Consider the following 12,712-nt stretch of genomic DNA (forward strand, 5'->3'; position numbering starts at 1 on the left):
CGCCTTGCCGCAGCCGCAACTATGCGCGGCCTGCCCCTGCTCCGCAACACGGCTCCACCGCGGCAGCGTTCCGTTCCCTCTTGTTCGAGCCCCACTTGAGCCGGGCCGACTCCGTACCGGTGACGGTGACCCCGCCAAACGCGCCCGGGCCGGGCACGGGGAACGGTGTCCGTCCCCGTGCCCGGCCCGGGCCGAGCGGCTGTTCGCGGCTAGGCGCCGTCGCTGCCGCCGTCGCGGGCGAGCAGTGACTCCACCCGTTCGTACGCCGCCCAGTCGCGGAAGTGCCGCGTGTACAGGTCGGCGTCACGGCCGAGATCGGTGTCCTCGGCCTCCTTCACGTCGACGATCGCCCGGAGCCGCCAGGTGACCGTCTCCTGCCGGTCGTTCACGTAGCTCGTCTCCGCCTCGTGCGCCCGCCGCTCGACCCGCTCCCTGGCGGACCGCTCGTCGGTCGCGTGTACCAGGACGATGTTCTCCTGGTACAGGGGCTGCTCCTCTGCCCCGGCCGCGGGGGAAGCGGTGGTCGCCTCCATCACCACCAGGGCGATGTAGGGCTGCGGGCCCGGCTGCTCGGCACCGGTTCGGTCGGTCACGCTCGCTCCTGTCCGCACGTCGGTCCACGCGCCGAACGGCCTCCGCCACTCGTCGAAGCGGCGGTCGTTCAGCAGCTTCCACGCCCCCACATCATCCCGGTCGCCCGCCTCCGCTCGCCGGCGACCTCGTCGGGTTGTCCCCGGCACGGCAGTTCCGGGCGGCGGCCAGGTCGTCGGCGGACGCCAGGACGCGCGGCAAGGAGGTTGGCGGTCCCCCGTCAGCCCCCCGCCCGTGGGCCGCCTACTTCAGCCCGATCGCCTCGCAGGCCGCCTTGTACTTCGCCGTGCAGATGTCCGCCAGCTTGTAGACCTCGTCGGCCACGACCGTGTCCTTGATGTTGGACTTCGTCAGGGCGACCACCGGCACGAGCTGGGCGGGAATGGCCTTGTGGGTGGGGCTGTCGACCTTGTCGCGGGTGAGGGCGGCGAACTGGATGTCGCGGCCCTGGACCCTGGCCACGGCCATCTCCGCGGCGTTCTCGGCCTCCTGCGGGTACGACTTGTACACGCTCATGTACTGCTCGCCGGCGATGATCCGCTGCACCGCCGGGAGCTCCGCGTCCTGACCGGTGATCGGCGGCAGGTCGGTCACGCCTGCGGCCTCCAGCGCCTTGACGATGCCGCCGGCCATGCCGTCGTTGGCGGAGTACACCGCGTCGATGTTGTCCTTGCCGATCTTCTCGATCGCCTCGGCCATGTTGGCCTGCGCGTTCTCCGGCTTCCAGTCCTTGGTGTCGAAGGACTGGGCGATCGTCACCTTGCCGTTCAGCTCGGACATCGCACCGGCCTTGAACTGCTTGGCGTTCGGGTCCGTCGACGAGCCGTTCATCATGACGATCTTGTCGGAGAGGCTCGCGTCCTCGCCGATGGCCTCCAGCAGGGTGCGCCCCTGGACCTCGCCGACCAGTTCGTTGTCGAAGGAGATGTACGCGTCGATCGGGCCCTCGGCCAGCCGGTCGTAGGCGATGACCGGGATGCCGGCGTCCTTGGCCTTCTTCACCCCGTCGGCGATGGCGTGCGAGTCGACGGCGTCCAGCAGGATCACGTCGACCCGGTCGTCGATCATCTGCTGCAACTGGTCGGCCTGCCTGTCGGCGCTCGCCTCCGCGTTGGCGTACTCGACGCGGCCCTGGTCGTTGGTGAGGGACTCGACCTTCGTCTTGATGATGGGGTAGTCGAAGTTCTCGTACCGCGTGTTCGCCTTCTCCGGGAGCAGCAGGCCCACCGTGATGTCGTTGCCCTTCGTCGGGCTCGCGTCGTCACTGCTCCCGGTCGCGTTGAGCACGCCGCAGCCGGCGAGCGTGACGGACATCGCGGCCGCGGCCACGGATATGGAGATACGACGACGCATGCGGAGCTCACTTCGCGTGTGATTGGGACGTGGGCACACTTTGTGGCCCATGTGACTGAAAAGCCAACGCGGACGCGCCCCCCAGCGTCAAGCGGAACCACTTAACGAGATGACAACACCACGCTCCGCAGCGGTTGTGAAGACTCTGCGGAATCATCTCCAAGTGACTTGCACCATCCGGTCATCGGCAGGAGGCCCGGCGAAAACGCCCCAAGACATATGAAAAGGGCCGGGAGTGTTCTCCCGGCCCTTCTCGCAGGCGTGCGCGCGTCAGTCGGACTGCTGCTGCCGCTTCGGCCGCCACACGACCAGCGCGCTGGTCTGCTGGACCTCCTGGTACGGCACGAGATCACGGCGGTACGACGCGTGCACCGCCGCCTCGCGCTGCCGCATGGCCGCCGCCGCGCCGTCGAGCGCGTCCTCCAGCTCGGCCACCCGGGCCTGGAGCGCGGCGACCTGGTTCTCCAGTTCGATGATGCGCTTGATGCCCGCCAGGTTGATGCCCTCGTCCTGCGACAGCTGCTGGACGGTGCGCAGCAGTTGGATGTCCCGGGCCGAGTAGCGGCGGCCCCGGCCCGCGGTGCGGTCCGGAGACACCAGCCCCAGGCGGTCGTACTGGCGCAGGGTCTGCGGGTGCAGGCCGGACAGCTGGGCCGCCACCGAGATGACGTAGACCGGGGTCTCCTCGGTCAGTTCATACGGGTTGCGTCGACGACCGTCCATCTCAGTCATGCTCCCTTCGCGGCCTGGAACAGCTCCGCCCGCGGATCCTCACCCGCGGTCGCCTCGCGATACGCCTCGAGCGCGTCACGAGCCTTCCCCGTCAGGTCCTTCGGAACACTCACCTCGACGGTGACCAGGAGGTCGCCGCGGGTGCCGTCCTTGCGGACCGCGCCCTTGCCCCGGGCACGCATCGTACGGCCGTTCGGCGTGCCCGGCGGGAGCTTCAGCGTGACGGGCGGGCCGCCCAGCGTCGGCACCCGGACCTCGCCGCCGAGGGCCGCCTCGGCGAAGGTCACCGGGACGGTGACGGTGAGGTTGTCGTCCTTGCGGCCGAACACCGGGTGGGAGTCGACGTGCACGACCACGTACAGATCGCCCGCCGGGCCGCCGCGCTCGCCCGGCGCTCCCTTGCCGCGCAGCCGGATCCGCTGGCCGTCGCTGACACCCGCGGGGATGCGCACCTGCATGGTCCGCGAGGACTTGGCCCGACCGCTGCCCTTGCAGACCTCGCAGGCGTTCTCCGCGATCAGGCCGCGGCCCTTGCAGTCCGGGCAGGGGTCGGTGAGGGAGAAGCCACCGCCGCTGCCCCGGGCGACCTGCCCGGTGCCGACGCAGGTCGGGCACACCCGCGGGGTGCCGTTCTTGTCGCCGGTGCCCGAGCAGGCCTTGCAGGGCGACTGCGAGGACATCCGCAGCGGGACGGTCGCGCCCTCGATCGCCTCCGTGAAGCTCAGCGTGACCTCGGACTCGATGTCCTGGCCGCGCCGGGGCTGCGTGCGCGTCCCCGGGCCCGCGCCGCCACGGTTGAACAGGCCCCCGAAGACGTCACCGAGTCCACCGCCGAAACCGCCGGCTCCCTGGCCGCCGCCCGGGGCGCCTCCGAAGAGGTCGCCCAGGTCGAAGTTGAAGGAGCCGCCGCCCGCGCCGGGCCCCGGGCGGAAGCCGCCGTTGCCGAAGAGGGCGCGTGCCTCGTCGTACTCCTTGCGCTTCTTGGGATCGCCGAGGATGTCATTGGCCTCGGAGATCTCCTTGAAGCGCTCCTCGGCCTTGACGTTGCCCTTGTTGGCGTCCGGGTGGTACTCGCGGGCGAGCTTCCGGTACGCCTTCTTGATCTCGGCCTCGGTGGCGTCCTTGGGGACGCCGAGGACCTTGTAGTAGTCCTTCTCGATGAAGTCCTTGGTGCTCATCCTCGACGCCCCTCCTTCCCTTCGTCCGCTATGACGTCAGCCCTCTTCCGGGCCACCGCTCTCCTTGTCGTCGGCTTCGGCGGTCTCGTCCGCCTTGACCGTCTGTGCCCCCGGCTGGGGCTCGGCCACCGCCACCCGCGCGGGGCGGATGGTGCGCTCGCCGATCCGGTACCCGGGCTGCAGGATCGCGACGCACGTCGTCTCGGTGACGTCCGGTGCGTAGCTGTGCATCAGGGCTTCGTGGATCGTCGGGTCGAAGGGCTCGCCCTCCTTGCCGAACTGCTGGAGGCCCATCTTGGCCGCCGTGCTCTCCAGCGACTCGGCGACGGACTTGAAGCCGCCGACGAGTTCGCCGTGTTCACGCGCGCGGCCGATGTCGTCGAGCACGGGCAGGAGCTCGGTCAGGAGATTCGCGATGGCGATCTCCTTGACCGCGATCCGGTCGCGCTCGACCCGGCGGCGGTAGTTCTGGAACTCGGCCTGGAGGCGCTGGAGGTCCGCCGTGCGCTCGTTGAGCGCCGTGCGGGCCTGGTCCAGCTGGGCCACCAGAGCCGCGTCCTGGCCCGTGTCCCCGGCCGGGGCCGCCCCCTCCTCCGTCGAGGGGGAGTCGGCGGCCTTCGGCTCGGCGTCGTCGGAGGTGGCGCCGGAAGGGACGTCGGGCTGCTGCTCGTCGAAGCCCGGGGTCTCCTCCGTCACGCGGCACCATCCTTCCGGTCCTCGTCCACGATCTCGGCGTCGACGACGTCGTCGTCGGCCTTCGCGTCACCGGCACCGGCACCCGCGCCGGCTCCGGCGGAGTCGCCGCCGGCGGCCTGCGCGGCGTTCGCGTCGGCGTACATCGCCTGGCCGAGCTTCTGCGAGACGGCGGCGACCTTCTCCGTGGCGGTGCGGATCTCGGCCGTGTCCTCGCCCTTGAGCTTCTCCTTCAGCTCACCGACGGCTTCCTCGACCTCGGTCTTGATGTCGCCGGGGACCTTGTCCTCGTTGTCCTTGAGGAACTTCTCCGTCTGGTAGACGAGCTGCTCGCCCTGGTTGCGGGCCTCGGCGGCCTCGCGGCGCTTGTGGTCCTCCTCCGCGTACTGCTCGGCCTCCTGGCGCATGCGGTCGACCTCGTCCTTCGGCAGCGAGGAGCCGCCGGTGACGGTCATCTTCTGCTCCTTGCCCGTGCCCAGGTCCTTCGCGGTCACGTGCATGATGCCGTTGGCGTCGATGTCGAAGGAGACCTCGATCTGCGGGACGCCGCGGGGCGCCGGGGGCAGACCGGTCAGCTCGAACATCCCGAGCTTCTTGTTGTACGCCGCGATCTCGCGCTCGCCCTGGTAGACCTGGATCTGCACGGACGGCTGGTTGTCCTCGGCCGTCGTGAAGATCTCGGACCGCTTGGTCGGGATCGTGGTGTTGCGCTCGATGAGCTTGGTCATGATGCCGCCCTTGGTCTCGATACCGAGGGACAGCGGGGTGACGTCGAGGAGCAGGACGTCCTTGACCTCGCCCTTGAGGACACCGGCCTGGAGGGCGGCGCCGATGGCGACGACCTCGTCCGGGTTGACGCCCTTGTTGGCGTCCTTGCCGCCGGTCAGCTCCCTGACGAGCTCGGCGACGGCGGGCATACGGGTCGAGCCGCCGACCAGGACGACGTGGTCGATCTCGCTGATGGAGATGCCGGCGTCCTTGATGACGTTGTGGAACGGCGTCTTGCAGCGCTCCAGGAGGTCCGCGGTCAGCTGCTGGAACTGGGCGCGGGTGAGCTTCTCGTCGAGGTGCAGGGGGCCCTCGGCGGAGGCGGTGATGTAGGGCAGGTTGATCGAGGTCTCGGTGGACGAGGACAGCTCGATCTTCGCCTTCTCGGCGGCCTCGCGCAGACGCTGGAGGGCCATCTTGTCCTTGCCCAGGTCCACGCCGTGGCCGGACTGAAACTGCTGGACCAGGTAGTCGACGATGCGCTGGTCCCAGTCGTCACCACCGAGGTGGTTGTCACCGTTGGTGGCCTTCACCTCGACGACACCGTCGCCGATCTCCAGCAGCGAGACGTCGAACGTACCGCCACCGAGGTCGAAGACCAGGATGGTCTGGTCGTCCTTGTCGAGGCCGTACGCCAGCGCGGCCGCGGTCGGCTCGTTGACGATGCGCAGCACGTTCAGACCGGCGATCTCACCGGCCTCCTTCGTGGCCTGGCGCTCGGAGTCGTTGAAGTACGCCGGGACGGTGATGACCGCGTCGGTCACCTTCTCGCCCAGGTAGGACTCGGCGTCCCGCTTCAGCTTCTGGAGCACGAAGGCGCTGATCTGCTGCGGGTTGAAGGGCTTCCCGTCCAGCTCGATCTTCCAGTCGGTGCCCATGTGCCGCTTGACCGAGCGAATGGTCCGGTCCACGTTGGTGACCGCCTGACGCTTGGCCACCTCTCCGACGAGCACCTCACCGTTCTTGGCGAAGGCGACGACGGACGGCGTGGTCCTGGCGCCCTCGGCGTTGGTGATGACGGTGGGCTCGCCGCCCTCCAGAACGCTGACGACGGAGTTAGTCGTGCCCAGGTCGATGCCGACCGCACGTGCCATGGTTGATTCCTCCAGCTGACTTGAGTGGAACGGACTCAAGTGTGCACGACGGCTCCCCACCGGTCAACAGAGCTGAGTCGACCTGGCTCAAGTCTTATCCGTTCCTTACACGCAACGACGCTCTGACCTGCGGCGATACGGTGCGTCGATCGGCGTACACAGGAACACGGGAGAGAACGAACACGGCCACGAGAGCCACTCCGGCCACCCACCACAGGGCGTCGCCGCCGACTCGGCCGGCATGCGCGAGTACCCCGACGAGCGCACCGGAGACCGCCCCGGCCGCCAGCAGCAGCGTGACCCCGGGCACGGTGAGACCGAGCCGCCGCAGCCGGTGCGCGAGGTGATCCGGCCCGCTCCGGAGAACCGCCCGCCCGCCCAACCGCCGCGACAGCAGCACCAGTAGGGCGTCGGCACACACCACGGCCGTCAGCGCGAAGAGCACCCCGGCGCTTTCCGCCACGCCGAACCCGGCGCGGACGTGCACGGCGGCCACGGCGATCACGAACCCCGCGGACATGGACCCGCAACTGCCCAGCGCCACGCGCGCGGGGTGCCAGTTGTGCAGCAGGAACCCGGTCAGGGCGGCGGCCAGCACGCTCATCAGCGCCGCGATCCCGTCCATCACGTCCACGGCGGCACAGGCCGCCACCCCGAAGGCGGCGACGACCCCGGCCGCCCCCGCGAGCCCGTCGGCGTGGTCGAGCCCCCGGAAGGCGAACGTCACCCCCACGACCCACAGGACCCCGAGCAGCCCGGTCCCCACCCCCGCCTCCGCGTACGGCACGACACACGCGGCCGCCACGCCCGTACCGGCGGCCAGCACCCGCCGCCGCAGCCGCCACACGTCGTCGACGAGCCCGAGCAGGGCGACCGCACCACCGGCGACGAGCAGCCCTCCGATCCCGCTCCCGACCGAGCCCCACTCCCTGACACCCACGACCGACCCGGCGACGGCCACGACGGCCACACCCCCCGACAACGGCACCTCCCGCTGCCGCCGCCGCTCGACCAGCCGCAGCCGCCGGGCGGGGGTCCGGAGGAGGGCCGCGAGCAGGGCGGTGAGGAGGAGGGCGGTGGCGGCGGCGGTAATCCCATAGAGCACGGATATAAGTTAGGCGTCACTATGACAATTCGGTATGAATAACACGGCGGGATCGCGGTGCGGATCCGGACGGTTCCTGAGGCAACCCTCAGCGATTCAGATCACTGCCCACCCGGCTACAGTGCGGCGGAAGATAGGGGTAGTCTCAGACGGACTGCATAAGTTACCGCTTAGTAATCTCGGGGAACCCTCGATAACGACAGGTTTCCCCCGACAGACCCTCGCAGGCCCGAGGAGCCCCCATGCAACTCGCCGCGATCATCGTGTCGCTGGTCTTGACCGTGGTCGGCGTCGCGCTGCTCGCACGCGCGATCGGCCAGTTCGTCCGGTACTTCAAGCTGGGCCAGCCCGTGCCCGCCGGTACCCGGACCGACAACCCCTACCAGCGCAGCGTGACCCTGGTGAAGGAGTTCCTCGGCCACACGCGCATGAACCGGTGGGGCATCGTCGGCATCGCCCACTGGTTCGTGGCGATCGGCTTCCTGACGCTGCCGCCGACGATCATCACCGCGTACGGCCAGCTGTTCCAGGCCGACTGGACGCTGCCGGTGCTCGGCGGCTTCCTCCCCTATGAGCTCTACATCGAGTTCATCGCGGCCATGACGACGCTCGGCATCGCCACGCTGATGGTGATCCGCCTGCTGAACCTGCCGTCGCGGCCGGGCCGCAAGTCCCGCTTCGCCGGCTCGAAGATGGGCCAGGCGTACTTCGTCGAGTACGTCATCCTCACGATCGGCCTGGCCATCTACGTCCTGCGGGGCCTGGAGGGCGCGCTCCACCACGTGGACGGCTACGAGGCCGCGTACTTCGCCTCGTACCCGCTGGTCCTGGCCTTCAAGGGCCTGAGCGTGGCGGCGCTTCAGAACCTCGTCTACTTCTTCGCGATGATCAAGCTGGGCACGACCATGATCTGGATGATCACGGTCAGCCTGAACACCAACATGGGTGTCGCCTGGCACCGCTTCCTGGCCTTCCCGAACATCTGGTTCAAGCGCGAGGCGACGGGCGGGACGGCGCTGGGCGCCCTCCAGCCGATGACCTCCGGCGGCAAGCCGATCGACTTCACCGACCCGGGCGACGACGACGTCTTCGGCGTCTCCCAGGTCGAGCAGTTCTCCTGGAAGGGCCTGCTGGACTTCTCCACGTGCACCGAGTGCGGCCGCTGCCAGTCGCAGTGCCCCGCGTGGAACACGGGCAAGCCCCTCTCCCCCAAGCTGCTGATCATGTCGCTGCGCGACCACGCGCACGCCAAGGCGCCGTACCTGTTGGCCGGCGGCGGCAAGACGATGGAGGGCGAGGAGAAGGCGTCCGAGGAGCAGCTGGCCGGTGTGCCCGCCGCCGCCCTCGCGGAGGCCGAGCGTCCCCTGGTCGGCACGCTGGAGGACAACGGCGTCATCGACCCGGACGTCCTGTGGTCCTGCACCACCTGCGGTGCCTGCGTCGAGCAGTGCCCGGTGGACATCGAGCACGTCGACCACATCGTCGACATGCGCCGCTACCAGGTGATGATCGAGTCCGCGTTCCCGTCCGAGGCGGGCACGATGCTCAAGAACCTGGAGAAGAAGGGCAACCCCTGGGGCCTGGCGAAGAAGCAGCGCCTGGAGTGGCTCAAGGAGGTCGACTTCGAGGTCCCGGTCGTCGGCAAGGACATCGAGGACCTGTCCGAGGTCGAGTACCTCTACTGGGTCGGCTGCGCCGGCGCCCTGGAGGACCGCGCGAAGAAGACCACGAAGGCCTTCGCGGAGCTGCTCCACATCGCGGGCGTCAAGTTCGCCATCATGGGCGGCGACGAGAAGTGCACCGGTGACTCCGCCCGGCGTCTCGGCAACGAGCCCCTGTTCCAGGAGCTCGGCATGGAGAACGTCATGGCCCTGAACATGGCGTTCGGCGAGGAGATGGACGACGACGGCAAGGTGACGCCCGAGTCGGCGAAGCCGAAGTCCGCGAAGAAGATCGTCGCCACTTGCCCGCACTGCCTCAACACGCTCGGCAACGAGTACCCGCAGCTCGGCGGCGACTACGAGGTCATCCACCACACGCAGCTGCTCCAGCACCTGGTGGACGAGGGCAAGCTCATCCCGGTCACCCCGGTCGAGGGCATCATCACCTACCACGACCCCTGCTACCTGGGCCGCCACAACAAGATCTACACGCCCCCGCGCGAGATCATCGCCAGCGTCCCCGGCATCCGCAACGAGGAGATGCACCGCCACAAGGAGCGGGGCTTCTGCTGTGGCGCGGGCGGCGCCCGGATGTGGATGGAGGAGCGGATCGGCAAGCGCATCAACAACGAGCGTGTCGACGAGGCGCTGTCGGTGAACCCCGACATCGTGTCGACGGCGTGCCCGTTCTGCCTGGTCATGCTCACGGACTCCGTCAACGGCAAGAAGAACGACGGCAAGGCGAAGGAGTCCATCACGGTCGTGGACGTCGCCCAGCTGCTGCTGGACTCCGTCAAGACGCCGGTGCCCGCGGAGGGCGAGGACGACGACGGCGGCGAGCCGCCGGCGGGGACGGCGGACTCCGCGAATGCGCCGGAGCCGGAGCCGGTCAAGTAGGCGGTTGCCGCGGGTTGTTCCTGACGCCCCCTGTCCGAGTCATCGGGCGGGGGGCGTCGGCGTTCCACGGCTGCCGTTGCCGCTCCCGCTGCCGTACGGGTGGCACGGGCAGCCGCAGCGGGGCTGGAGCAGGATGCCGAGGGCGAAGGGGAGGGGCAGGTCGCACGTCTGACGGCAATCGGTGTGCAGGTCCTGGTAGCCGGGGCGGGCGGCGAGGGTGCACTCGGGTGACGCGGGAGACTGGTCGGCGGCGGGCGTCATGGGAAGAGACGCTCCTCTTTGCACCTCTGCCCTCGGCCTTCCGCGACACGGAGGATGTCCCGCAGGGCTTCGACCAGCCGCTCGGCGAGGAAGCGGAGTTGCGCCTCGGTGGCGTCGGGGAGCAGGTCGTCGGCGTGGGCGAGGAGCTGGGCACCCATGTCGAGCTGGGTCGCTTCGGTGATGTCGGCCAGACGGGATACGCGTCCGCCCCCCTCGTCGGTGATCAGAAAACACGGCTTGGCTTCTGGGCCGGTCCAGGGCAGGAGCCGCAGCGTGCGACGCGGGCCGGTGTTCATCAGGCGGCCTCCATACCGTCGAGGGCGCGCGGTTCACGGCACTGCTGCCGCTGTTGGTGGGCGACGAGGTAAGGGGCCACGGCCACAGTCGAGGTGCCGTCGATGAACATGTTCGCGCGGTAGGGGAGGAGAAGGCGAAGCAGGTCGGTCATGCCACCTGTGACGCGGCGCAGATATCCGAAGACATGGAGGCCGGCTACAGGGTGGCGTTCGGCGATGAGTGCGTCGTGCATGGCCCATAGCGTCGAGCAGCGCGAGCGGCCTCGAAATGACCTGCTGTTGCACTTCCGTCGCACTTCCCGCCTCGCGTCGTCACGGACAGTGCTTACATACGAACGGAGGGAGGTCGATCGTGGTCGGCGTGCAACAGTGGACAGGGCGGGAGGCGAGTGCCCTGCGGGCGGCGTTGCGTATGAGCACGCGGGCCTTTGCCGAACATCTCGGTGTGGCTCTCCGGACCGTCGCCAAGTGGGAAAGTCTGGGTGTCCAGACTCGTCCGCGTCCGGACACACAGGCCATCCTCGACACCGCGCTGGCACGAGCCGACGCCGCTGTGCAGAGCCGCTTCGAGGTGATGCTGTCTGCCGACCGGCAGAACTCGGCACGGCCCGCTGACCATGAAACGTGGACCGAGGACATCGAGCGCGCCGTGGTCTGCGTCAGTCGCCAGGACTTCGCGTTCGGCTCGATCCTGCTCAACCGCTGGCTGGGACGTCACGATCCCCACAGCCTCGACGACAAGGGTCGGTATCTGTACGGCCGTTCTCTAGCGCTCGTCGGCGATCTGCACCGGGACCAGGGCGCGATCCTCGGCCCGCTGTCCGCCCACCATTCCTACCTGACCGCGCGCGACATGTTCACCGACCTCGATATTCCTCGCCGCGTCGCCCAGATCGACCTGTGCCTCGCGGTCGTCGAGGAGATGTCGGGCCGCCTTGAAGCCTCGGCCCGCCGCTACGAGCAGCTCGCGCACGACGAACGCCTCGGACCGCGCGACCGCGCACGGGCGCGACTGTGGGTGGGTACGGCCCTGAGCAAGGAAGGCAACAATGCGTACGCCACGGAGGTCATGACGGCTGCCACGCGTGAGTTCGAAATGCTCGGTGAACCGGAGGACTGGTCGGTGGCTCATCAGAAGTTGGCTCTGGCTCACCGAGGCGCGGGTGAGCTGGACCAGGCCCTGCATTGCATCGAGGTCGCGCGTACCACGGGTACGGTCGACTCCCCGATGCAGCGGGTGCGGCTGGACACCGCCTATGGGCACATCCTTCTGTCGGATGCGGCGACCCGGAATGATGGGTTGTCCGTCCTCGACCAGGCGGCACAGGTGGCCCGCCGGTACGGGCTGAGCCACCAGTTGCGCAGCATCGAGGGCATCCGAGGAGCCCAGCAGGGATGAGCCAGGGAGTGCCAGTGCCGGAGCGCCAGATCACTGACGAGCAGTTCCACGACGCGACGTTGATCTGGGACTACCACCGGATGGGACATGAAGTGCGGCCCTGCTCGGCGGCGATCGGCCTGGGAAGCCACGACCTCGGAGTGGCCACCACAGCCGCCGACCTGTTCCGTTCCGGCCTCTTCCCCGTCGTGGTGTTCAGCGGCGGCAACAGCCCCACCACCCGCGCCCGGTTCCCGCGCGGCGAGGCCGTGCACTATCGCGAGCACGCCCTGAGCCTGGGGGTTCCGGACGAGGCAATCCTCGTCGAGTCGAAGGCCGCGAACACCGGCCAGAACATCACCTTCTCCCGGGAGCTGCTGGCCGAGGCAGGCACCGAGGTCGAGTCGCTGTTGCTGATCTCCAAGCCGTACATGGAGCGCCGTTCGTACGCGACCTGCCGCAAGCTGTGGCCCGAGGCCGACGTCGTCTGCGCCTCCGAGCCGCTGGAGCTGGACGACTACATCAAGTCCATCGGCGACGAGAAACTCGTAGTGGACATGCTGGTCGGAGACCTGCAACGGGTGATCGAGTATCCGAAGCTCGGCTTCGCCGTCGAGCAGGACGTACCAGGCGAGGTCTACGACGCGTACGAGCGTCTGCTGCGGGCCGGCTTCGACAGCCGCCTTATTGGCAGCTGACGCGCAG

The 12,712-nt window shown here is 68.9% G+C and carries 13 protein-coding genes; 3 read left to right on the top strand and 10 right to left on the bottom strand.

Annotation, left to right across the window (positions count from 1 at the left end; translation table 11 throughout):
- Positions 1 to 209: 209 nt before the first annotated feature.
- The 7 genes from QC385_RS28855 to QC385_RS28885 all read right to left on the bottom strand — a co-directional run bounded on the left by QC385_RS28855 (position 210) and on the right by QC385_RS28885 (position 7,514).
- Positions 210 to 593: a DUF4288 domain-containing protein gene (locus QC385_RS28855; protein WP_279544323.1), complete on the bottom strand. Its 384-nt coding sequence runs from the start codon at positions 591 to 593 to the stop codon at positions 210 to 212.
- 241 nt (positions 594 to 834) lie between these two features.
- Entirely contained in the window at positions 835 to 1,944 is a 1,110-nt protein-coding gene (locus QC385_RS28860) for a sugar ABC transporter substrate-binding protein (protein ID WP_279544324.1), read from the bottom strand.
- A gap of 270 nt (positions 1,945 to 2,214) precedes the next feature.
- Positions 2,215 to 2,667 carry a heat shock protein transcriptional repressor HspR gene (locus QC385_RS28865; RefSeq protein ID WP_086844021.1) on the bottom strand — a complete coding sequence of 151 codons (453 nt, stop codon included), beginning with the start codon at positions 2,665 to 2,667 and terminating at the stop codon, positions 2,215 to 2,217.
- A gap of 5 nt (positions 2,668 to 2,672) precedes the next feature.
- Positions 2,673 to 3,854: a molecular chaperone DnaJ gene (gene dnaJ, locus QC385_RS28870; protein ID WP_279544325.1), complete on the bottom strand. Its 1,182-nt coding sequence runs from the start codon at positions 3,852 to 3,854 to the stop codon at positions 2,673 to 2,675.
- Positions 3,855 to 3,890: 36 nt separating this feature from the next.
- A complete protein-coding gene (grpE, locus tag QC385_RS28875) occupies positions 3,891 to 4,550 on the bottom strand; it encodes a nucleotide exchange factor GrpE (RefSeq protein ID WP_279544326.1) in 660 nt (219 codons plus the stop codon).
- Positions 4,547 to 6,409, bottom strand: a complete 1,863-nt coding sequence (dnaK, locus tag QC385_RS28880) for a molecular chaperone DnaK (protein WP_279544327.1) — start codon at positions 6,407 to 6,409, stop codon at positions 4,547 to 4,549. The genes grpE and dnaK overlap by 4 nt, the downstream gene beginning before the upstream one ends.
- Before the next feature lie 94 nt (positions 6,410 to 6,503).
- Entirely contained in the window at positions 6,504 to 7,514 is a 1,011-nt protein-coding gene (locus QC385_RS28885) for an MraY family glycosyltransferase (RefSeq protein ID WP_279544328.1), read from the bottom strand.
- Positions 7,515 to 7,756: 242 nt separating this feature from the next.
- On the opposite strand from QC385_RS28885, the gene QC385_RS28890 reads away from it, so the two are divergent.
- The gene (locus QC385_RS28890) at positions 7,757 to 10,072 is read left to right on the top strand and encodes a (Fe-S)-binding protein (RefSeq protein WP_279544329.1); all 2,316 of its coding nucleotides are present in this window, start codon (positions 7,757 to 7,759) and stop codon (positions 10,070 to 10,072) included.
- A gap of 39 nt (positions 10,073 to 10,111) precedes the next feature.
- Here QC385_RS28890 and QC385_RS28895 read toward each other — a convergent pair whose 3' ends face one another.
- Genes QC385_RS28895 through QC385_RS28905 form a run of 3 tightly spaced genes read right to left on the bottom strand, consistent with a single transcriptional unit; the run spans position 10,112 to position 10,862 of the window.
- Positions 10,112 to 10,333: a hypothetical protein gene (locus QC385_RS28895; protein WP_279544330.1), complete on the bottom strand. Its 222-nt coding sequence runs from the start codon at positions 10,331 to 10,333 to the stop codon at positions 10,112 to 10,114.
- Positions 10,330 to 10,629, bottom strand: a complete 300-nt coding sequence (locus QC385_RS28900; protein WP_279544331.1) for a hypothetical protein — start codon at positions 10,627 to 10,629, stop codon at positions 10,330 to 10,332. Before QC385_RS28900 ends, QC385_RS28895 begins: the two co-directional genes overlap by 4 nt.
- Positions 10,629 to 10,862 (bottom strand): hypothetical protein, encoded by a 234-nt coding sequence (locus QC385_RS28905; protein WP_279544332.1) that lies wholly within the window; start codon positions 10,860 to 10,862, stop codon positions 10,629 to 10,631. The genes QC385_RS28900 and QC385_RS28905 overlap by 1 nt, the downstream gene beginning before the upstream one ends.
- A gap of 119 nt (positions 10,863 to 10,981) precedes the next feature.
- Between QC385_RS28905 and QC385_RS28910 the strand changes: the two genes are divergently transcribed.
- Together QC385_RS28910 and QC385_RS28915 are read left to right on the top strand one after the other, a co-directional pair.
- Positions 10,982 to 12,028, top strand: a complete 1,047-nt coding sequence (locus QC385_RS28910) for a helix-turn-helix domain-containing protein (protein WP_279544333.1) — start codon at positions 10,982 to 10,984, stop codon at positions 12,026 to 12,028.
- Positions 12,025 to 12,705 (top strand): YdcF family protein, encoded by a 681-nt coding sequence (locus tag QC385_RS28915; RefSeq protein WP_279544334.1) that lies wholly within the window; start codon positions 12,025 to 12,027, stop codon positions 12,703 to 12,705. Before QC385_RS28910 ends, QC385_RS28915 begins: the two co-directional genes overlap by 4 nt.
- Positions 12,706 to 12,712 lie beyond the last annotated feature (7 nt).

Origin of the sequence: Streptomyces sp. DH10 (assembly GCF_029813805.1) — a bacterium.
GTDB classification, from domain to species: domain Bacteria; phylum Actinomycetota; class Actinomycetes; order Streptomycetales; family Streptomycetaceae; genus Streptomyces; species Streptomyces coeruleofuscus.

What these genes read in the sequence shown, in the direction of transcription:
- QC385_RS28895 (WP_279544330.1), bottom strand. Translation starts at nt 10,333, where the DNA reads ATGACGCCCGCCGCCGACCAGTCTCCCGCGTCACCCGAGTGCACCCTC.
- dnaJ (WP_279544325.1), bottom strand. Translation starts at nt 3,854, where the DNA reads ATGAGCACCAAGGACTTCATCGAGAAGGACTACTACAAGGTCCTCGGC.
- dnaK (WP_279544327.1), bottom strand. Translation starts at nt 6,409, where the DNA reads ATGGCACGTGCGGTCGGCATCGACCTGGGCACGACTAACTCCGTCGTC.
- QC385_RS28905 (WP_279544332.1), bottom strand. Translation starts at nt 10,862, where the DNA reads ATGCACGACGCACTCATCGCCGAACGCCACCCTGTAGCCGGCCTCCAT.
- QC385_RS28890 (WP_279544329.1), top strand. Translation starts at nt 7,757, where the DNA reads ATGCAACTCGCCGCGATCATCGTGTCGCTGGTCTTGACCGTGGTCGGC.
- QC385_RS28915 (WP_279544334.1), top strand. Translation starts at nt 12,025, where the DNA reads ATGAGCCAGGGAGTGCCAGTGCCGGAGCGCCAGATCACTGACGAGCAG.
- QC385_RS28900 (WP_279544331.1), bottom strand. Translation starts at nt 10,629, where the DNA reads ATGAACACCGGCCCGCGTCGCACGCTGCGGCTCCTGCCCTGGACCGGC.
- QC385_RS28860 (WP_279544324.1), bottom strand. Translation starts at nt 1,944, where the DNA reads ATGCGTCGTCGTATCTCCATATCCGTGGCCGCGGCCGCGATGTCCGTC.
- QC385_RS28865 (WP_086844021.1), bottom strand. Translation starts at nt 2,667, where the DNA reads ATGGACGGTCGTCGACGCAACCCGTATGAACTGACCGAGGAGACCCCG.